Raw genomic sequence first — 20,958 nt, 5'->3', positions numbered from 1 at the left:
TGGTTTGAAGAGATTTTCTAAGAGTATCAACTATTATGCTTTACAAACTAGTGTGAAGTGGTATATTATAGATGAAGCTACTAGTAAGTATTACAAAATAGATAGAAGGGGGAAGGGATGAAAGAAACTCAACTATTAAAAGGTGTTCTTGAAGGTTGTGTCTTGGATATGATAGGTCAAAAAGAGCGATATGGTTATGAGTTGGTTCAGACTTTGCGAGAGGCTGGATTTGATACTATCGTTCCAGGAACTATTTATCCTTTGTTGCAAAAGTTAGAAAAAAATCAATGGATAAGAGGCGACATGCGCCCGTCGCCAGATGGTCCAGATCGGAAGTATTTTTCATTAACGAAAGAAGGAGAAGAGCGTGTCTCAGTCTTTTGGCAACAATGGGATGATTTGAGTCAAAAAGTAGAAGGAATTAAGAATGGGGATTAAATCATGAAGAAAATGAAGTATTACGAAGAAACAAGCGCTTTGCTACATGAATTTTCTGAGGACAATCAGCAGTATTTTGAGGAACTGTGGGATAGTTTTAATCTTGCTGGATTTCTCTATGATGAAGACTATCTCAGAGAGCAGGTTTATTTGATGATGTTAGATTTCTCAGAAGCAGAACGAGATGGCATGAGTGCAGAGGATTATTTAGGTAAGAATCCTAAAAAAATAATGAAAGAGATTCTCAAGGAAGCACCACGCAGTTCTATCAAGGAGTCCCTTTTAACACCAATTTTTGTCCTAGCGATATTACGTTATTATCAACTACTAAGTGATTTTTCTAAAGGTCCTCTCTTAACAGTCAATTTGCTCACATTTTTAGGGCAACTTCTTCTTTTTTTGATTGGATTTTGGCTTGTAGCCACAATCTTACGATGGAGTTTAGTCCAAGATTCTTCTAAAATGAAAATTGGCACTTATATTGTCGTTGGGATTCTTGTCCTTCTAGTTGTTCTGGGATATGTAGGAATAGGAAGTTTCATACAAGAAGGAGCATTTTATCTTCCTGCTCCCTGGGATAGTTTCCTTGTCTTTACGCTTTCTCTAGTCATCAGTATTTGGAATTGGAAAGAAGCGGTCTTTCGTCCCTTTGTCAGTATGATTGTTGCCCATCTTATTGTAGGCTCTCTGCTCCGTTATTATGCGTGGATGGGCATTTCAAATGTTTTCCTTACAAAATTCATTCCTTTAGCTGTTCTTTTTATTGGCATTTTTCTCTTGTTCCGTGGGTTTAAGAAGATAAAATGGAGTGAAATATAGTCAAAAAGCCGTTGCAAAGCGGTTTTTTGTTATAATGAAGGGAAGAATGTTAGAAATTAAAGGAGAAAAATTTGATGAGATACATAACTCTTGGTCAAGATGACAAAGAATTATCAGAAATTGTTCTCGGAATGATGAGAATAAAAGATAAGTCTGTAAAAGAAGTTGAAGAGCTTGTAGAAACAGCACTTTCTGTTGGAATCAATGCTTTCGACTTGGCTGATATATATGGTCGTGGTCGTTGTGAAGAACTGTTAGGTCTTGTCCTAAAAAATCGTCCAGATTTAAGAGAAAAGATGTGGATTCAGTCCAAATGTGGCATTCGCATAGAAGAATTTACCTATTTTGATTTTTCTAAGGACTATATTATAAAATCAGTAGACGGTATTTTGCAAAGATTGAAGATTGATCATCTGGACAGCTTGCTTCTTCATCGACCAGATGCTTTGATGGAATCTGACCAAGTAGCAGAAGCCTTTGATCTTCTTTATAAACAAGGTAAGGTTCGAGATTTTGGAGTTTCTAATCAAAATCCTATGATGATGGAGTTGCTTAAAAAAGATGTCAAGCAGCCGTTAGCTGTTAATCAGCTACAATTGAGTGCGGCTTTTACTCCAGGATTTGAATCAGGTTTTCATGTTAATATGGAAGATAGTCAAGCAGCTATGCGAGATGGCAGCATTTTTGAATATTGCCAATTACACGATGTGGTCATTCAAGCATGGTCTGTCTTACAATTTGGGTATTTTAAAGGGAATTTTGTTGGAAATGAGAAATTTCAAGCTTTAAATCAAGTACTTGATCGTTTAGCTATTAAATATGGAGTAACCTCTTCAACTATTGCCATTTCTTGGATATTGCGTTATCCAGCAAAAATGCAGGCAGTCGTAGGTACCGCAAATCCTAATCACTTGAGAGAAGTTAGCCAAGCGGCAAACTTTAGCTTAACAAGAAAAGAATGGTATGAAATTTATCTTGCAGCAGGGAATAATTTGCCGTAAGTAGAAGCAGATGTAAATAAATCACAGTCAAAAAGCCGTTGCAAAGCGGTTTTTTTGTTATAATGAAGGGAAGAATTATTGATTTTAAAGGAGAAAAACATGACATTTGAAGAAATTCTACCTGGGTTAAAGGCTAAGAAAAAATATGTACGAACTGGTTGGGGAGGTGCTGAAAACTATGTCCAACTTTTTGACACTATCGAGCAAAATGGGGTTGCACTTGAAGTGACACCTTATTTCCTAATCAACGTTTCTGGGGAGGGAGAAGGTTTTTCCATGTGGAGTCCGACACCTTGTGATGTTTTGGCGACGGATTGGGTAGAAGCGCATGACTAAACGTGTACTCATTACAGGAGTGAGTTCAGGGATTGGTCTGGCTCAAGCTCGACTCTTGTTAGAGAAGGGCTATCAAGTTTATGGAGTTGACCAAGGTGAAAATCCACTCTTAGAGGGTGATTTTCACTTTTTACAGAGAGATTTGACCTTGGACTTGGAGCCTATTTTTGACTGGTGCCCTCAGGTAGATATTTTGTGCAATACTGCTGGAGTGTTGGATGCTTATAAACCCCTATTGGAACAATCAGCGCAGGAAATTCAAGAGATTTTTGAAATCAACTATATGACTCCTGTTGAGTTGACTCGCTATTACTTGACACAAATGCTGGAGAATAAAAAAGGTACCATTATCAATATGTGCTCCATTGCTTCGAGCCTAGCAGGTGGCGGTGGACACGCCTATACTTCTTCGAAGCACGCCTTGGCAGGCTTTACCAAGCAGTTGGCTCTAGACTATGCTGAAACCGGGATTCAGGTATTTGGTATCGCTCCAGGAGCAGTCAAGACAGCTATGACTGCTGCGGACTTTGAGCCAGGTGGATTGGCTACCTGGGTTGCTAGTGAAACACCAATCAAACGCTGGATTGAACCAGAGGAAGTAGCAGAGCTTAGTCTTTTCTTAGCAAGTGGAAAAGCGAGCGCCATGCAAGGACAAATTTTGACAATAGATGGTGGCTGGTCTTTGAAGTAGGAGGATCTGATGGAAATCAAAAGACACTTTGGTGTCTACGCTGTTTGCTTTGAAAATGGGAAGTTACTCTGCATTGAAAAAACGAGAGGCCCTTATCAACATCGGTATGACCTACCTGGAGGCAGTCAGCAACTTGGTGAAGGCCTGACGGAAACGCTGACTAGAGAAGTTATGGAAGAGACGGGATTTACTGTTAGAAGCTACTCTAATCCTCGAATCTACGATGTTTTCGTCAGGGAAGAGTTAAAAAATTTTATGGTTCACCATATCATGGCCTTGTATGATGTTGAAATGAATGAGAGTGCACCTCAAGTTACGATTTCGGAAGCTGTGTCTGATGGTGCGAACGATTCACTTGGATATATTTGGATAGATATTCAAGAGATAACAGAAGAAAATGCATCGCCATTAGTCTTGAAGGTTAAGTCTGAATTATTAGGATTTACAGAACTGGGCAATACTTCTTACATGAATTGGAAGGTGAAGTAGGGGGATAATGGAACTATTTAAAACATGGAAGAAAAATATGGTTCTCTATGGTCTTAAATCTCAAATTGGAACTGTCTACCGAAACAATGATAGGGCAACAAGCTTTTATGATGTTGGGAATTTTCTATACCTAGCAGGGGAGTTGGATTCCAGATTTTGGGAAGATTTTGTTAGAAAATATGGTTTAGATTATAAGATTATTATTTCAGAAAATACTAATTGGCAAGATTTTCTGCATCGGAAAGTGGGGCTAAATTCTTTTACTCGCTATTCTTTTAAAGATAAGGCAAATTTTCAAGTCAAATTTCTAAATGATCTAGTTACTCATTTAGAGGAAGGCTACAATATTGTGCCTATTGATAATCATATTTATAACTGCTTTTCTACGGAAGAATGGTCACAGGATTTACAGGGGGATTTTGAGTCCTATCAGGATTTTGTTTTAAAAGGTGGATTTGGCTTTGTGATTCTTAAAAATAATGAACTGATTGCTGGGATTTCCTCAGGGTTAGTTTACAGTGAAGCAGTTGAAGTGGAAGTTGCAACTAGACCAAACGAACAAGGAAATGGATTTGCTAAAAAGCTTGGTGCTGCAATGATTCTAGAGAGTTTAAATAGAGATATGTTTCCACTTTGGGATGCTCATAACGAGGCTTCCAAAAAAGTAGCAGAATTTTTAGGATATGAGTTAATTGGACCTTATGTAGCTTTTGAACTAGAGAAAAGTGTCATATAATGATAGCTGATATTATATCTTTTAAGATGAGGTGAATGGACATGCAAAATTAACTTGCTCTTAGTGGCGAAAAAATTCTTGAAAAAGTTTATCCTCAACTATTTCACTACATTGGAATGATTCGTGGGGAATACTTGTTGAGAGAGCTTAATCAAAACATCCTATTACCCAGTTGTCAGCAATTTGTAAAAGATTATCTAGAGACTATCTGCTCCCTGTACTCAAATGAAGAAGTTTGGTATCGTTTTTCTGAATTAACGAATATAGAAGCTAATTGTCTAAAGGGGACTAAAGAGTATTTTGATGAACGCCATCCTTTGTTTGGTTATAGAGGGACTAGGCGTTTACTGGCGTGTCTGGATGAATTTCAGGCTGAAGCACATGTCGTTACAGAAGTTTATCAAATCAATCCCAATCTGTCTGTTATCTTTCCTTTTGTCAATGATGCCGATCAATTAAAACAAGCTATTACAGTATTGCGTCGGCATGGCTTTACTGGGAAAATTGCCACGATGATTGAATTACCGTCAGCATATTTTGACTTGGACAGAATAATGGAAACGGGCATTTTAAAGATTGTAGTTGGAATGAATGATTTGACTTCTTTTATTTTTGCCACTGTGAGAAACAGTCAATGGCATGATATGGAAAATCCAATTATGTTAGATATGTTGAGACAGATGCAGAATAAAGCAAGAAAGAACAAGATTGATTTTGCTGTAGCAGGCTATCTGAATACTTCTTTCATACAAAAAATGAATCAGATGGGTATCGAATGCATTCTCCATTACAGCTCTATTCCGGAGATTTTTGATTTAGAAATTGACCATCCAGACCACCTCAAACGTGTAAAAGAAGAAAGTAAAAAATTACAAAGGAGAAACCCATGACACCGCGAGAAATGTGGAATGAATACAAACAAATCAATCCTTCTATCGGAGATGAAATCGATGCTTGGGCTTTTGGAGTGGAAGCCGATCTCTTGGCAGATTTGGTTTTAGAAGGAGAAAAGACGGCAACAGCTTCAGCCTACGACCTCTACGCACTAGAAGATGAACCCCTTCCGCAAGAAGGGACATTTGATGTCATTTTAGACAGTCAAAATCAGGCTGTCTGCATTGTCGAAATTACAAAGGTTTCCGTTCAGTCCTTTAATCAAGTTTCTGCTGACCATGCCTACAAGGAAGGCGAGGGAGACAAATCTTTAGCCTATTGGCGTCAGGTTCATGAGGACTTTTTCACCGAGTGGATGAGGGAGGCAGGACAGACTTTTACACCTGACAGCAAGGTTGTTTTAGAAGAATTTCGCAAGGTCTACCCTCTGTAGACTGTTAGACGGAAGAAAGTTTTGGAAATCGCTGTCCAATCCTTTTTTCTTAGACAAAACATGATATAATAAGTTTGTTTGAAGAAGAGCAGCAGCTCTTAAACTTAGAATAGGAGAAAACTATGCAAGCAGTTGAACATTTTATTAAGCAATTTGTTCCTGAACATTATGATTTATTTTTAGACTTGAGTCGTGAGACCAAGACTTTTTCTGGGAAAGTGACCATCACTGGTCAAGCACAGAGTGACCGCATTTCCCTTCATCAAAAAGACTTGGAAATAGCTTCTGTAGAAGTTGCAGGGGTAGCTCGCCCATTTACTGTTGACCATGACAATGAAGCCCTTCATATCGAATTGGCTGAGGCTGGTCAAGTTGAAGTGGTTATCGCTTTCTCAGGAAAAATCACAGACAACATGACAGGGATTTACCCTTCTTATTACACAGTTGATGGAGTCAAGAAGGAAGTCTTGTCTACTCAATTTGAGAGCCATTTTGCGCGCGAAGCCTTCCCATGTGTGGATGAGCCAGAAGCCAAAGCAACTTTTGACCTCTCTCTACGTTTTGACCAAGTAGAAGGTGAATTGGCCTTGTCTAACATGCCAGAAATCGATGTTGAAAACCGTGAGGAAACAGGTATCTGGAAGTTTGAAACAACACCTCGTATGTCTTCTTACTTGTTAGCCTTTGTTGCGGGTGATTTGCAAGGTGTAACGGCTAAAACTAAAAACGGTACCCTTGTTGGTGTTTACTCAACCAAAGCCCACCCACTATCTAACCTTGATTTTTCACTGGACATCGCTGTTCGCTCTATCGAGTTTTACGAAGATTACTATGGAGTTAAGTACCCAATCCCTCAATCTCTCCACATCGCCCTTCCTGACTTCTCGGCTGGTGCTATGGAAAACTGGGGTCTTGTGACCTACCGTGAAGTTTACTTGGTTGTCGATGAGAACTCTACATTTGCTAGCCGTCAACAAGTTGCCCTTGTTGTGGCCCATGAATTGGCTCACCAATGGTTTGGGAACCTCGTAACTATGAAATGGTGGGATGACCTTTGGCTCAATGAAAGCTTTGCTAACATGATGGAGTACGTCTGTGTGGATGCTATTGAACCAAGCTGGAATATCTTTGAAGATTTCCAAACAGGTGGAGTACCTCTTGCTCTTGAACGTGACGCGACTGATGGTGTTCAGTCTGTTCACGTCGAAGTCAAACACCCAGATGAAATCAATACGCTCTTTGATGGCGCTATCGTCTATGCCAAAGGAAGCCGTCTCATGCACATGCTTCGCCGTTGGCTAGGAGATGCTGATTTTGCTAAAGGTTTGCACGCTTACTTTGAAAAACACCAATACAGCAACACCATTGGTCGTGACCTTTGGAATGCCCTTGGACAAGCATCAGGCCGTGATGTCGCAGCCTTCATGGATTCTTGGTTGGAACAGCCTGGTTACCCAGTTCTTACTGTCAAAGTTGAAAATGATGTTTTGAAGATTTCACAAAAACAATTCTTCATCGGTAAGAATGAAGACAAGAACCGTCTCTGGGTTGTGCCACTCAATAGCAACTGGAAAGGCTTGCCTGATACACTTGAAACTGAAAGTATCGAAATCCCTGGCTACGCAGCTCTTCTTGCTGAAAACAAAACGGCACTTCGTCTCAACACTGAAAATACAGCCCACTACATTACAGACTATCAAGGAGACTTGTTAGATGCTGTTCTTGCTGACCTAGTTGAGCTTGATAACACAAGTAAACTGCAAATCGTTCAAGAACGTCGTTTGCTTGCTGAAGCAGGGCACATTTCTTATGCTGACTTGCTTCCAGTTCTTGATAAGCTTGCTAAGGAAGAATCTTACCTTGTCGTTTCAGCTGTTTCTCAAGTAATTTCTGCCCTTGAGCGCTTTATCGATGAAGGAACAGAAGCTGAAAGAGCCTTCAAAGCCTTGGTTGCTAAATTGGCTCGTCATAATTATGACCGTCTTGGTTTTGAAGCTAAAGATGGCGAATCAGATGAGGATGAATTGGTTCGTCAGTTGGCTATTTCTATGATGATTCGATCAAATGATGCAGAAGCTAGTCAAGTCGCTAGCCAAATCTTCGAAGCTCACAAGGATCAGCTTTCAGGCCTTCCAGCAGCCATTCGCTCACAAGTTCTGATCAATGAGATGAAACATCATGAGACCAAAGACTTGTTAGCACTTTATCTTGATACTTATACGCACGCAACAGATGCTGTCTTTAAACGTCAGTTGGCAGCCGCTCTTGCCTATAGTAAAGATGCGGACAATATCCAAACCTTGATTGCTGCTTGGAAGGACAAATTTGTGGTGAAACCGCAGGACTTGTCTGCTTGGTATTACCAATTCCTAGCTCACCAAGCAACTCAGGAAACAGCTTGGTCTTGGGCGCGTGAAAACTGGGCTTGGATTAAGGCAGCTCTTGGAGGAGATATGAGCTTTGATAGCTTTGTTATCCTTCCTGCTCATGTATTTAAGACTCAGCAACGCTTGGTGGAATACAAGGAATTCTTTGAGCCACAACTTTCTGATCTTGCTCTCAGCCGTAACATCGGTATGGGAATCAAGGAAATTGCAGCGCGTGTTGACTTGATTAACCGTGAAAAAGCTGCAGTGGAAGCAGTCGTTCTTCAATATGGAAAAGCTTAAACGTTCGTAAAATAATAAAAACTCAACTTTCTCTCTTAAAGTGAGAGGGAGTTGAGTTTTTTTTAAGGCAAATTTGGTATAATGGTTTTAATAAGGAGGAGTTTCTCATGATAAAAATCTTATTAGTTGAGGATGACCTAGGCTTGTCAAATTCAGTATTCGACTTTTTAGACGATTTTGCGGATGTCATGCAGGTATTTGATGGGGAAGAAGGTCTCTACGAAGCTGAAAGTGGTGTCTATGACTTGATTTTGCTCGATTTGATGTTACCAGAAAAAAATGGCTTCCAAGTCTTGAAAGAATTGCGTGAAAAGGGAATTACGACTCCAGTTCTGATCATGACCGCCAAGGAAAGTTTGGATGACAAGGGACATGGATTTGAACTGGGAGCGGATGATTATCTGACCAAGCCTTTCTACCTAGAAGAACTCAAAATGCGGATTCAGGCCCTTCTCAAACGTTCAGGTAAGTTTAATGAAAATACGCTATCTTATGGAGATATTCTCATCAATTTATCAACCAATACCGTTAAGGTTGAAGATACTACTGTCGAATTGCTGGGGAAAGAGTTCGATTTACTAGTTTATTTCCTTCAAAATCAAAATGTTATTTTGCCTAAGACGCAGATTTTTGATCGTCTATGGGGATTTGATAGTGATACAACGATTTCAGTTGTCGAAGTCTATGTTTCAAAAGTCCGTAAGAAATTAAAAGGAACCACTTTTGCAGAGAATTTACAAACCTTGCGCAGTGTTGGGTATATTTTAAAAGATGTTCAATAAACTAAAAAAAACATGGTATGCGGATGACTTTAGTTATTTTATCCGTAACTTTGGTGTCTTCACTCTGATTTTCTCTACCATGACTCTGATTATTTTGCAGGTCATGCACTCGAGTCTCTATACTTCAGTGGATGATAAGCTCCACGGACTGAGTGAAAATCCTCAGGCAGTTATTCAGCTTGCTGTAAATAGGGCAACAGAAGAGATTAAAGATTTAGAAAATGCCGCTACAGATACTAGCAAGACTGAGATAAAACCCAATGTCAGTTCCAATACGGAAGTCATTCTCTTTGATAAGAATTTTACCCAACTCCTTTCTGGAAATCGATTTTTGGGCTTGGATAAGATTAAGTTAGAGAAAAAAGAACTAGGCCATATCTACCAGATTCAAGTTTTTAATAGCTATGGACAAGAAGAAATCTATCGCATGATTTTGATGGAAACGAATATCAGTTCGGTTTCAACCAATATCAAGTATGCTGCTGTCTTGATTAACACCAGTCAGTTGGAGCAGGCCAGTCAAAAGCATGAGCAATTGATTGTGGTCGTGATGGCTAGTTTCTGGATTTTGTCTTTACTTGCCAGTCTCTATCTAGCTAGGGTCAGTGTTCGTCCTTTGCTTGAGAGCATGCAGAAGCAACAGTCCTTTGTGGAAAATGCCAGTCATGAGTTACGAACTCCACTTGCAGTTTTGCAAAATCGCTTAGAGACCCTTTTCCGTAAGCCAGAAGCAACCATTATGGATGTGAGCGAAAGCATTGCATCGAGTTTGGAAGAAGTCCGAAATATGCGTTTTTTGACGACAAACTTGCTGAACTTAGCTCGGAGAGATGATGGGATTAAGCCGGAGCTTGCAGAAGTTCCAACTAGTTTTTTCAATACGACTTTCACAAACTATGAGATGATTGCTTCGGAAAATGATCGTGTCTTCCGTTTTGAAAATCGGATCCATCGTCCGATTGTGACGGATCAACTGCTCTTGAAGCAGTTGATGACTATCTTATTTGATAATGCTGTCAAGTATACTGAAGAGGATGGTGAAATTGATTTTCTTATCTCGGCGACCGATCGTAATCTTTATTTGCTAGTTTCCGATAATGGAGTCGGTATTTCGACAGAAGATAAAAAGAAAATTTTTGATCGTTTTTATCGAGTCGACAAGGCTAGAACCCGGCAAAAAGGTGGCTTTGGTTTAGGATTGTCCCTAGCCAAGCAAATTGTAGATGCGCTAAAAGGAACCATTACTGTTAAAGATAATAAGCCAAAGGGAACAATCTTTGAAGTGAAGATTGCCATTCACACACCATCTAAAAAGAAAAAATAAACATATCGCTCCAGACGGGGCGATATGTTTATTTTTTAAGTTTTCGTTTGATAATAGAGCGTTGGACTTTTAAAACAAGTAAGCTGGATACTATTGCTGCAGGTAAGGCGAGCACAGTTGTTAATTTTAATGATAAAAAGATAAAACTAAAGATAGCAATGCAGATACAAAAAACAGCGATATTGACAAAAAATAAAATTTCTTTGAGATTGCTATCAGCTTGTGCTTCAGGTGTATAAGCTTGATAATGAGGAAGTTGCTGGTTTAATTCTTCTTGATAGTCTACTTCATAGGATTGTAATTTTCTTACGGGCATGATTCTCTCCTTAACAGTACATACCTATTTTATCATTTTTTCAGCAGAGAATTATTACAGAAAGGTTACAAAAAGAATAAGGTCCCTTTTCATTTTCAAAGAATAGCTGATTTTGGAGAAATATGGTATAATTTTTCCTATGGAAAAGATTATCATTACAGCAACTGCTGAAAGTATTGAACAAGTTAAACAATTGCTCGAAGCTGGCGTAGACCGTATCTATGTCGGTGAGAAAGATTTTGGCCTTCGTCTACCAACGACCTTTAGTCATGACCAATTGCGTGAAATCGCTAAGCTGGTTCATGATGCTGATAAGGAATTGATTGTTGCAGTCAATGCCCTTATGCACCAAGACATGATGGATCGTATTAAGCCCTTCCTCGATTTCTTGGAAGAAATTAAGGCCGATTACATTACGATTGGGGATGCAGGCGTTTTTTACGTGGTCAATCGCGATGGTTATTCATTTAAGACCATCTATGATGCTTCAACCATGGTGACAAGCAGTCGTCAGATTAACTTCTGGGGACAAAAGGCTGGCGCATCTGAGGCTGTTTTGGCGCGTGAAATTCCATCGGCTGAACTCTTCAAAATGCCAGAGATTTTAGAAATTCCTGCTGAAGTTTTGGTGTACGGTGCTAGTGTCATCCATCATTCTAAACGTCCACTTTTGCAAAACTACTATAACTTTACGCATATCGATGATGAAAAGACGCGCAAGCGTGACCTCTTCTTGGCAGAGCCAAGTGACCCAGAGAGCCACTATTCCATTTTTGAAGATAATCATGGTACCCATATCTTTGCCAATAACGACCTTGATTTGATGACTAAATTGACAGAATTGGTGGAGCATGGTTTTACCCATTGGAAATTAGAAGGACTTTATACTCCAGGTCAAAACTTTGTTGAGATTGCAAAACTCTTTATCCAAGTGCGTAGCTTGATTCAAGAGGGCAACTTTAGCCATGACCAAGCCTTCTTGCTGGATGAAGAAGTGCGTAAACTTCACCCTAAAAACCGTTTCCTTGATACAGGATTTTATGACTACGATCCTGACATGGTTAAATAAAGTAAATGATTCGTTGAGAGAAGAAAGATGCAAACATTTCTTCTCTCAATTTTTCTTATTCTCCAATATTTTCAAAAAATAAGTAGGCTAGGATGCTCTATTTATTAGGATTTTTAAGAAAAGTGACCTTCTTGAGTTTGAAAATTATCCTATGTTTGCAGGTGCCAAATGGCCCTTTTTTTGGTATAATTTTTTATAATGAAAACGATTGGTAATCGCTATGTTGTGGTGGATTTAGAGGCAACTAGCACAGGTAGTAAGGCTAAAATTATCCAAGTGGGAATTGTCGTGATTGAGGACGGAAAAATCGTCGATCACTATACGACGGATGTCAATCCACATGAACCCTTGGATGCTCATATCAAAGAACTGACAGGATTGACAGACCAACGTCTGGCGCAAGCACCTGATTTTTCGCAAGTTGCTAGAAAAATCTTTGACTTGGTGGAGGATGGGCTTTTTGTAGCCCATAATGTTCAGTTTGATGCCAATCTTTTGGCGGAAAATTTATTTTTTGAAGGTTATGAGCTAAGAAATCCTCGTGTTGATACGGTCGAATTGTCCCAGGTCTTTTTCCCTGAACTGGAAAAATATAGCTTGCCTATTTTGTGTCGAGAATTAGGAATTCCTCTAAAGCATGCCCACACAGCCCTTTCAGATGCCCAAGCTACTGCGGAATTACTCTTATTTCTACGGGAAAAGATGGCCCAACTTCCTAAAGGTCTCTTGGAACGCTTGCTGGAAATGGCTGATGCCCTCTTATATGAGTCCTACCTGGTTATTGAAGAAATTTATCGCAACCAATCTATCCTGACTTCTTCAGATTTGGTCCAAGTTCAAGGACTATATTTCAAGAAGCTTGCAGCTCCCAATGAACCACGAAAACTATCTCAAGATTTTTCTAAAAATATTTCTCTGTTGAACCTTGAAGCGAGGGAGGAACAAGAAAGTTTTGCTAAAGAGGTTGGCTTGCTATTGAAAGATGAGCCTGTCTCTCTGATTCAAGCGCCGACTGAGATTGGGAAAACCTATGGTTACCTCTTACCTGCTTTATCTCAAGCCAAAGAGCGACAAATTGTTCTTAGTGTTCCGACAAAGATTCTTCAAAATCAAATCATGGAAGAAGAAGGTAAACGTCTCAAGGAAGTATTTCATACAGATATTCATTCTTTAAAGGGGCCTCAAAATTATTTGAAGTTGGATGCCTTTTATCGTTCCTTACAGGAAAATGATGAAAATCGCTTATTTAGACGCTTCAAAATGCAACTCTTGGTCTGGCTGACAGAGACAGAAACGGGGGATTTGGATGAGATTGGTCAACTCTACCGTTACCAACATTTTCTATCAGACCTTCGTCATGATGGGAATTTATCATCCCAGAGCTTATTTGTGACGGAAGATTTTTGGAAACGTAGTCAAGAAAGGGCACAAACCTGCAAGCTTTTAGTGACCAATCATGCCTATCTTGTAACCAGACTGGAAGATAATCCTGAATTTGTCAGCGACCGTTTACTGATTATTGATGAAGTTCAAAAGATTTTGTTGGCTTTAGAAAATCTGCTTCAAGAGACCCATGATATCCAGTCTATTGTCGATTTGCTTGATAAGGCTCTACTGGAGGAGCAAAATAAGGTTCAGCAACGAATACTAGAAAGTATTCGCTTTGAGTGCTTCTACTTGATAGAACAATTTCAGTCTGGAAAATCTAAGAAAAATATCTTAGATTCTCTTGCTAATCTCCACCAGTATTTTTCAGAATTAGAAGTAGAAGGCTTTGAGGAACTGGTTCGCTATTTTACAGCTGACCGAGATTACTGGCTTGAAGCAACTGAAACGAGTCAAAAGAAAATTCAAATTTCTTCTACGAAATCAGGACGTATTCTCCTATCTTCTTTAGTACCTAATTCATGTCAAGTCTTGGGAGTGTCGGCTACTCTTGAGATTAGTCAGAGAGTTTCTTTGGCAGACCTTTTGGGTTATCCTGAAGCTAAATTTGTCAAGGTTGAAGCTCATAAAAAACAGGATCAAGAAGTGGTCTTGGTCAAAGATTTCCCCTTGGTAACAGAAACCTCCTTAGAAGTCTACGCCCAAGAGGTAGCTGATTTGCTGATGGATGTTCAAGCTTTCCAGCAACCGATTTTAGTTCTCTTTACTGCTAAAGACATGCTTCTAGCAGTATCGGATTTACTTCCAGTTAGCCACTTGGCCCAGTATAAAAATGGGGATGTTCATCAGCTTAAGAAACGCTTTGAAAAAGGTGAACAACAAATCCTGCTTGGTGCAGCAAGTTTCTGGGAGGGAGTTGACTTTTCAAGTCATCCTTTTGTGATTCAGGTTGTACCGAGACTTCCTTTCCAAAATCCCCAAGAACCCTTGACGAAAAAGATCAATCAGGAACTAATTCAGGAAGGGAAAAATGCCTTTTATGATTATCAATTGCCGATGGCTATTATTCGTTTAAAACAGGCTTTGGGAAGAAGTATGAGACGTGAACACCAACGTTCCTTAACCCTCATTCTGGATAGGAGAATCGTCGGAAAACGATATGGCAAACAAATTGTGACTTCTCTAGCAAAAGAAGCGACTGTTAAAACCCTCTCTCAATCCGAAGTTGATGAGGCTGTTGATAAATTTTTAAATGAACTTTGATAAATAGTATTGTATGAAAGTATAAGGTTAGTATATATGAAACGTTCTCTCGACTCTAGAGTCGATTATAGTTTGCTATTGCCAGTATTTTTTCTACTGGTTATTGGCGTGGTGGCTATCTATATAGCTGTTAGTCATGATTATCCAAACAATATTCTGCCCATTTTAGGGCAGCAGGTCGCCTGGATCGCCTTGGGGCTTGTGATTGGTTTTATCGTCATGCTCTTTAATACAGAATTTCTTTGGAAGGTGACACCCTTTCTGTATATTTTAGGCTTGGGACTTATGGTCTTGCCGATTGTCTTTTATAATCCAAGCTTAGTTGCATCAACGGGTGCCAAAAACTGGGTATCGGTAAATGGCGTTACCTTGTTCCAGCCGTCAGAATTTATGAAGATATCCTATATCCTTATGTTGGCTCGTGTGATTGTCCAGTTTACCAAAAAACATAAGGAATGGAGACGCACAGTTCCGCTGGACTTTTTGTTAATTTTTTGGATGATTCTCTTTACTATTCCAGTACTAGTTCTTTTAGCACTTCAAAGTGACTTAGGGACGGCTTTGGTTTTTGTGGCTATTTTCTCAGGAATCGTTTTATTATCAGGGGTTTCTTGGAAAATCATTATCCCAGTATTTGTGACTGCGGTAACAGGAGTTGCTGGTTTCTTAGCTATCTTTATTAGCAAGGACGGACGAGCTTTTCTTCACCAGATTGGAATGCCGACCTACCAAATCAATCGGATTTTGGCTTGGCTCAATCCCTTTGAGTTTGCCCAAACAACGACTTATCAGCAGGCTCAAGGGCAGATTGCCATTGGGAGCGGTGGCTTATTTGGTCAAGGTTTTAATGCTTCTAATCTGCTTATCCCAGTTCGAGAGTCGGATATGATTTTCACGGTCATTGCAGAAGATTTTGGCTTTATTGGCTCTGTCCTTGTTATCGCCCTCTATCTCATGTTGATTTATCGTATGTTGAAGATTACTCTCAAATCAAATAACCAGTTCTACACCTATATTTCCACAGGTTTGATTATGATGTTACTCTTCCACATCTTTGAGAATATCGGTGCTGTGACTGGCCTACTTCCTTTGACTGGGATTCCCTTGCCTTTCATTTCGCAAGGGGGATCAGCTATTATCAGTAATCTGATTGGTGTTGGCTTGCTTTTATCGATGAGTTACCAGACTAATCTAGCTGAAGAAAAGAGCGGAAAAGTCCCATTCAAACGGAAAAAGGTTGTATTAAAACAAATCAAATAAGGAGAAAATCATGGTAAAAGTAGCAGTTATGTTAGCTCAGGGCTTTGAAGAAATTGAAGCTTTGACAGTTGTAGATGTCTTGCGTCGTGCAAATATCACTTGTGATATGGTTGGGTTTGAAGAGCAAGTGACGGGTTCGCATGCAATCCAAGTAAGTGCAGATCGTGTCTTTGATGGTGATTTATCAGACTATGACATGATTGTTCTTCCTGGAGGGATGCCTGGCTCTGCACATTTACGTGATAATCAGGCCTTGATGCAAGAGTTGCAAAATTTCGAACAAGAAGGGAAGAAACTGGCGGCCATTTGTGCGGCGCCAATTGCCCTCAACCAAGCAGGGCTATTGAAAAATAAGCAGTACACTTGCTATGATGGCGTTCAAGAGCAAATCCTTGATGGTCAATACGTCAAGGAAACAGTAGTGGTAGATGGTCACTTGACAACCAGTCGAGGTCCCTCTACAGCCCTTGCTTTTGCCTACGAGTTGGTGGAGCAATTAGGAGGGGACGCAGAGAGTTTACGAACAGGAATGCTCTATCGAGATGTCTTTGGTAAAAATCAGTAAAACGGGAGTTATTCTCTCGTTTTTTATGTGGAAAAATCAGGGAAATCATCGCTTTTTTCATAAAAAAATGCTATAATGAAGGGTATGAAATACCACGATTATATCTGGGATTTAGGTGGAACTTTACTGGATAATTATGAAACTTCAACAGCTGCATTTGTTGAAACATTGGCATTGTATGGCATCACACAAGATCATGACAGCGTCTATCAGGCTTTAAAGGTTTCTACTGATTTTGCGATTGAGACATTCGCTCCCAACTTAGAGCATTTTTTAGAAAAATACAAGGAAAATGAAGCCAGAGAGCTAGAACACCCGATTTTATTTGAAGGAGTTTCTGACTTATTGGAAGATATTTCAAATCAAGGTGGCCGTCATTTTTTGGTCTCTCATCGAAATAATCAGGTCTTAGAAATTTTAGAAAAAACTTCTATAGCAACCTATTTTACAGAAGTGGTGACTTCTAGCTCAGGCTTTAAGAGAAAACCAAGTCCAGAGTCCATGATTTATTTAAGAGAAAAATATCAAATTAGTTCAGGTCTTGTCATTGGTGATCGACCGATTGATATCGAAGCAGGTCAAGCTGCAGGTCTTGATACCCACTTGTTTACCAGTATCGTGAATTTAAGACAAGTATTAGACATATAAGAAAAAGGAATAAGATGACAGAAGAAATCAAAAATCTGCAGGCACAGGATTATGATGCCAGTCAAATTCAAGTTTTAGAGGGCTTAGAGGCTGTTCGTATGCGTCCGGGGATGTATATCGGATCAACCTCAAAAGAAGGTCTTCACCACCTAGTCTGGGAAATTGTTGATAACTCAATTGACGAGGCCTTGGCAGGATTTGCCAGCCATATTCAAGTCTTTATTGAGCCAGATAATTCGATCACTGTTGTCGATGATGGACGTGGTATCCCAGTCGATATTCAGGAAAAAACAGGTCGACCTGCCGTTGAGACTGTCTTTACTGTCCTTCACGCTGGAGGAAAATTTGGCGGTGGCGGATACAAGGTTTCAGGTGGTCTTCACGGAGTAGGGTCATCAGTAGTTAATGCCCTTTCCACTCAATTAGACGTTCATGTCCATAAAAACGGTAAAATTCATTACCAAGAATACCGTCGTGGTCATGTTGTTGCAGACCTTGAGGTGGTTGGGGATACAGATAGAACTGGAACAACGGTTCATTTTACTCCGGACCCAGAAATCTTCACTGAAACAACAACTTTTGATTTTGATAAATTAAATCAACGGATTCAAGAGTTGGCCTTTCTAAATCGTGGTCTTCAAATTTCAATTACAGATAAGCGCCAAGGTTTAGAACAAACAAAGCACTACCATTATGAAGGTGGAATTGCTAGTTACGTTGAATATATCAACGAGAACAAGGATGTTATCTTTGATACACCAATCTACACAGATGGTGAGATGGATGATATCACAGTTGAAGTAGCCATGCAGTACACAACGGGTTACCATGAAAACGTCATGAGTTTCGCCAATAATATTCATACCCATGAAGGTGGAACGCATGAACAAGGTTTCCGTACAGCCTTGACACGTGTTATCAACGATTATGCTCGTAAGAATAAGTTGCTGAAAGACAATGAAGACAACCTAACTGGGGAAGATGTTCGCGAAGGATTGACTGCAGTTATCTCAGTTAAACACCCAAATCCACAGTTTGAAGGACAAACTAAGACCAAACTGGGGAATAGCGAAGTGGTCAAGATTACCAATCGTCTCTTCAGTGATGCCTTCTCCGATTTCCTCATGGAAAATCCACAGATTGCCAAACGTATCGTGGAAAAAGGGATTTTAGCTGCTAAGGCTCGTGTGGCTGCCAAGCGTGCGCGTGAAGTCACTCGTAAAAAATCTGGTTTGGAAATTTCCAACCTTCCAGGGAAACTAGCAGACTGTTCTTCTAACAATCCTGCTGAAACAGAACTCTTCATCGTCGAAGGAGATTCAGCTGGTGGATCAGCAAAATCTGGTCGTAACCGTGAATTTCAAGCAATCCTTCCAATTCGCGGTAAGATTTTGAACGTTGAAAAGGCAAGTATGGATAAGATTCTAGCTAACGAAGAAATTCGTAGTCTTTTCACAGCGATGGGAACAGGATTTGGAGCAGAATTTGATGTTTCGAAAGCCCGTTACCAAAAACTTGTTTTGATGACCGATGCCGATGTCGATGGAGCCCACATTCGTACCCTTCTTTTGACCTTGATTTATCGTTATATGAAACCAATTCTAGAAGCTGGTTATGTTTATATCGCCCAACCACCAATCTATGGTGTCAAGGTTGGAAGCGAGATTAAAGAATATATTCAGCCAGGAGCAGATCAAGAAATTAAACTCCAAGAAGCCTTGGCTCGCCATAGTGAAGGACGTGCCAAACCAACCATTCAGCGTTATAAAGGTCTGGGTGAAATGGATGATCACCAATTATGGGAAACAACCATGGATCCGGAACATCGCTTGATGGCTAGAGTTTCTGTGGACGATGCTGCAGAAGCAGATAAAATCTTTGATATGTTGATGGGGGATCGAGTAGAGCCTCGTCGTGAGTTTATCGAAGAAAATGCCGTCTATAGTACACTTGATGTCTAAAAAATCGGGAGAAGTAGTTCCCTTGGTCTAAAAAATATGATATAATCATTACGATTGTTTCAAGTAAAAAAGGAGTTTGATATGTCTAATGGACAACTAATTTATTTAATGGTTGCAATTGCAGTCGTTTTAGTTCTGGCTTATGTAGTGGCGATCTTTCTACGTAAGCGAAACGAGGGAAGATTAGAGGCGCTAGAAGAAAGAAAAGAAGAACTATACAATCTTCCAGTAAATGATGAAGTAGAAGCTGTAAAAAATATGCACTTGATTGGACAAAGTCAAGTGGCTTTCCGTGAATGGAATCAAAAATGGGTCGATTTATCTCTCAACTCTTTTGCCGATATTGAAAATAATCTCTTTGAAGCAGAAGGCTATAACCATTCATTTCGTTTTCTCAAGGCCAGTCATCAAATTGATCAAATTGAGAGTCAAATTACTTTGATTGAAGAAGATATTACTGAAATTCGCAATGCTTTAGCAGACTTAGAGAAGCAAGAATCTAAAAATAGTGGTCGTGTTCTTCATGCTTTGGATTTATTTGAGGAACTTCAGCATAGAGTTGCTGAAAATTCAGAACAGTATGGTCAAGCCTTGGATGAAATTAAAAAACAATTAGAAAATATCCAATCTGAATTTTCACAATTTGTAACTTTGAATTCATCGGGTGACCCAGTAGAAGCTGCTGTGATTTTGGATAATGCTGAAAATCATATCTTGGCTTTAACGCATATTGTTGATCGTACACCAGCAATTGCAGCAACATTATCTAAAGAGCTACCAGATCAACTAGAAGATTTAGAAGATGGTTATCGTAAGCTCTTAGATGCTAATTATCATTTTGTTGAAACGGATATTGAAGCGCGTTTCCACTTGCTTTATGAAGCATTCAAGAAAAACCAAGAGAATATTCGTCAGTTGGAATTGGATAATGCCGAGTATGAGAATGGACAGGCACAAGAGGAAATCAATGCCTTGTATGATATTTTTACTCGAGAAATTGCTGCTCAGAAAGTAGTGGAAAATCTACTTGCAACTCTTCCAACTTACCTTCAACATATGAAAGAGAATAATACTTTATTGGGAGAAGATATTGCACGTTTGAGCAAGACCTATTTACTTCCTGAGACAGCTGCAAGCCATGTTCGTCGTATTCAGACAGAATTAGAGAGTTTTGAGGCAGCTATTGCTGAGGTAACTTCAAATCAAGAAGAACCAACCCAAGCTTATTCAGTTCTTGAAGAAAATCTTGAGGATTTACAAACTCAACTAAAAGATATTGAAGATGAGCAAATTTCAGTTAGTGAGCGCCTGACACAAATTGAGAAAGATGATATCAATGCACGTCAAAAGGCCAATGTTTATGTCAATCGTCTCCATACTATCAAGCGATACATGGAAAAACGCAATCTGCCAGGTATTCCACAAACTTTCTTGAAGTTATTCTTTACGGCAAGCAATAATACTGAGGATTTAATGGTTGAGTTAGAACAGAAAATGATTAACATTGAATCTGTTACCCGAGTTCTTGAAATTGCAACGAATGATATGGAAGCTTTAGAAACGGAAACTTATAATATTGTACAGTATGCAACCTTGACAGAGCAACTATTGCAATATTCTAACCGCTATCGCTCATTTGATGAACGCATTCAAGAAGCATTTAACGAAGCTTTAGATATTTTTGAAAAAGAATTTGATTATCACGCTTCATTTGACAAGATTTCGCAAGCATTGGAAGTGGCAGAGCCTGGTGTAACCAATCGCTTTGTTACCTCATATGAGAAAACACGTGAAACGATTCGTTTTTAATAAAAGAAAAAGATTTGATTGTGTGAGAAACAGAATCAAATCTTTTTCTATAGTAGTATCTTTAGCAAA

19 protein-coding genes and 1 pseudogene are annotated in these 20,958 nt (G+C 39.4%); 19 read left to right on the top strand and 1 reads right to left on the bottom strand.

Annotation, left to right across the window (positions count from 1 at the left end; all coding sequences use genetic code 11):
* Positions 1–117: 117 nt before the first annotated feature.
* The 12 genes and pseudogenes from HT697_RS07540 to ciaH all read left to right on the top strand — a co-directional run bounded on the left by HT697_RS07540 (position 118) and on the right by ciaH (position 10,612).
* Entirely contained in the window at positions 118–438 is a 321-nt protein-coding gene (locus HT697_RS07540; RefSeq protein WP_112443498.1) for a PadR family transcriptional regulator, read from the top strand.
* A 3-nt stretch (positions 439–441) separates the two neighbouring features.
* Entirely contained in the window at positions 442–1,257 is an 816-nt protein-coding gene (locus HT697_RS07535; RefSeq protein WP_112443499.1) for a hypothetical protein, read from the top strand.
* A 74-nt stretch (positions 1,258–1,331) separates the two neighbouring features.
* Positions 1,332–2,258, top strand: a complete 927-nt coding sequence (locus HT697_RS07530; protein ID WP_112443500.1) for an aldo/keto reductase family oxidoreductase — start codon at positions 1,332–1,334, stop codon at positions 2,256–2,258.
* 99 nt (positions 2,259–2,357) lie between these two features.
* Entirely contained in the window at positions 2,358–2,594 is a 237-nt protein-coding gene (locus HT697_RS07525; RefSeq protein ID WP_000141912.1) for a DUF2829 domain-containing protein, read from the top strand.
* Complete coding sequence (locus HT697_RS07520; RefSeq protein WP_112443501.1) at positions 2,587–3,285, top strand: 3-oxoacyl-ACP reductase; 699 nt, start codon at positions 2,587–2,589, stop codon at positions 3,283–3,285. Before HT697_RS07525 ends, HT697_RS07520 begins: the two co-directional genes overlap by 8 nt.
* A gap of 9 nt (positions 3,286–3,294) precedes the next feature.
* On the top strand, positions 3,295–3,774 hold the full coding sequence (locus tag HT697_RS07515; RefSeq protein ID WP_112443502.1) for an NUDIX hydrolase: 480 nt from the start codon (positions 3,295–3,297) through the stop codon (positions 3,772–3,774).
* Between the two features lie 7 nt (positions 3,775–3,781).
* Positions 3,782–4,510, top strand: coding sequence for a GNAT family N-acetyltransferase (locus HT697_RS07510; protein WP_112443503.1), 729 nt, complete (start codon positions 3,782–3,784; stop codon positions 4,508–4,510).
* Positions 4,511–4,584: 74 nt separating this feature from the next.
* Positions 4,585–5,422 (top strand): annotated as a pseudogene (locus HT697_RS07505) (putative PEP-binding protein).
* Entirely contained in the window at positions 5,397–5,837 is a 441-nt protein-coding gene (locus tag HT697_RS07500; RefSeq protein ID WP_173217614.1) for an ASCH domain-containing protein, read from the top strand. Before HT697_RS07505 ends, HT697_RS07500 begins: the two are co-directional and overlap by 26 nt.
* Before the next feature lie 122 nt (positions 5,838–5,959).
* On the top strand, positions 5,960–8,506 hold the full coding sequence (locus HT697_RS07495) for a M1 family metallopeptidase (RefSeq protein WP_173217612.1): 2,547 nt from the start codon (positions 5,960–5,962) through the stop codon (positions 8,504–8,506).
* A 107-nt stretch (positions 8,507–8,613) separates the two neighbouring features.
* Positions 8,614–9,288, top strand: a complete 675-nt coding sequence (ciaR, locus tag HT697_RS07490; RefSeq protein ID WP_000590628.1) for a two-component system response regulator CiaR — start codon at positions 8,614–8,616, stop codon at positions 9,286–9,288.
* Positions 9,278–10,612: a two-component system sensor histidine kinase CiaH gene (gene ciaH / locus HT697_RS07485; RefSeq protein ID WP_173217610.1), complete on the top strand. Its 1,335-nt coding sequence runs from the start codon at positions 9,278–9,280 to the stop codon at positions 10,610–10,612. Before ciaR ends, ciaH begins: the two co-directional genes overlap by 11 nt.
* A 28-nt stretch (positions 10,613–10,640) precedes the next feature.
* Here the strand turns inward: ciaH and HT697_RS07480 are convergent, their stop codons facing one another.
* Positions 10,641–10,928 carry a DUF3270 domain-containing protein gene (locus HT697_RS07480; protein WP_112443507.1) on the bottom strand — a complete coding sequence of 96 codons (288 nt, stop codon included), beginning with the start codon at positions 10,926–10,928 and terminating at the stop codon, positions 10,641–10,643.
* Between the two features lie 139 nt (positions 10,929–11,067).
* Between HT697_RS07480 and HT697_RS07475 the strand changes: the two genes are divergently transcribed.
* From HT697_RS07475 to ezrA, 7 genes are all read left to right on the top strand, one after another.
* Positions 11,068–11,997, top strand: coding sequence for a peptidase U32 family protein (locus HT697_RS07475; protein WP_173217608.1), 930 nt, complete (start codon positions 11,068–11,070; stop codon positions 11,995–11,997).
* Between the two features lie 198 nt (positions 11,998–12,195).
* Complete coding sequence (locus HT697_RS07470; protein ID WP_173262766.1) at positions 12,196–14,646, top strand: bifunctional DnaQ family exonuclease/ATP-dependent helicase; 2,451 nt, start codon at positions 12,196–12,198, stop codon at positions 14,644–14,646.
* 36 nt (positions 14,647–14,682) lie between these two features.
* Positions 14,683–15,906 carry an FtsW/RodA/SpoVE family cell cycle protein gene (locus HT697_RS07465; protein WP_173262763.1) on the top strand — a complete coding sequence of 408 codons (1,224 nt, stop codon included), beginning with the start codon at positions 14,683–14,685 and terminating at the stop codon, positions 15,904–15,906.
* Positions 15,907–15,916: 10 nt separating this feature from the next.
* Entirely contained in the window at positions 15,917–16,471 is a 555-nt protein-coding gene (locus tag HT697_RS07460) for a DJ-1 family glyoxalase III (protein ID WP_173262760.1), read from the top strand.
* 84 nt (positions 16,472–16,555) lie between these two features.
* The gene (locus HT697_RS07455) at positions 16,556–17,119 is read left to right on the top strand and encodes an HAD family hydrolase (RefSeq protein WP_173262757.1); all 564 of its coding nucleotides are present in this window, start codon (positions 16,556–16,558) and stop codon (positions 17,117–17,119) included.
* A gap of 14 nt (positions 17,120–17,133) precedes the next feature.
* On the top strand, positions 17,134–19,080 hold the full coding sequence (gene gyrB / locus HT697_RS07450) for a DNA topoisomerase (ATP-hydrolyzing) subunit B (RefSeq protein WP_173262754.1): 1,947 nt from the start codon (positions 17,134–17,136) through the stop codon (positions 19,078–19,080).
* Between the two features lie 81 nt (positions 19,081–19,161).
* Positions 19,162–20,889 (top strand): septation ring formation regulator EzrA, encoded by a 1,728-nt coding sequence (gene ezrA, locus HT697_RS07445; protein ID WP_173262751.1) that lies wholly within the window; start codon positions 19,162–19,164, stop codon positions 20,887–20,889.
* Positions 20,890–20,958: the final 69 nt, after the last annotated feature.

This window comes from Streptococcus sp. 1621 (assembly GCF_013276615.1).
GTDB lineage: Bacteria > Bacillota > Bacilli > Lactobacillales > Streptococcaceae > Streptococcus.
This window is presented reverse-complemented; position numbering and strand designations above follow the sequence as displayed.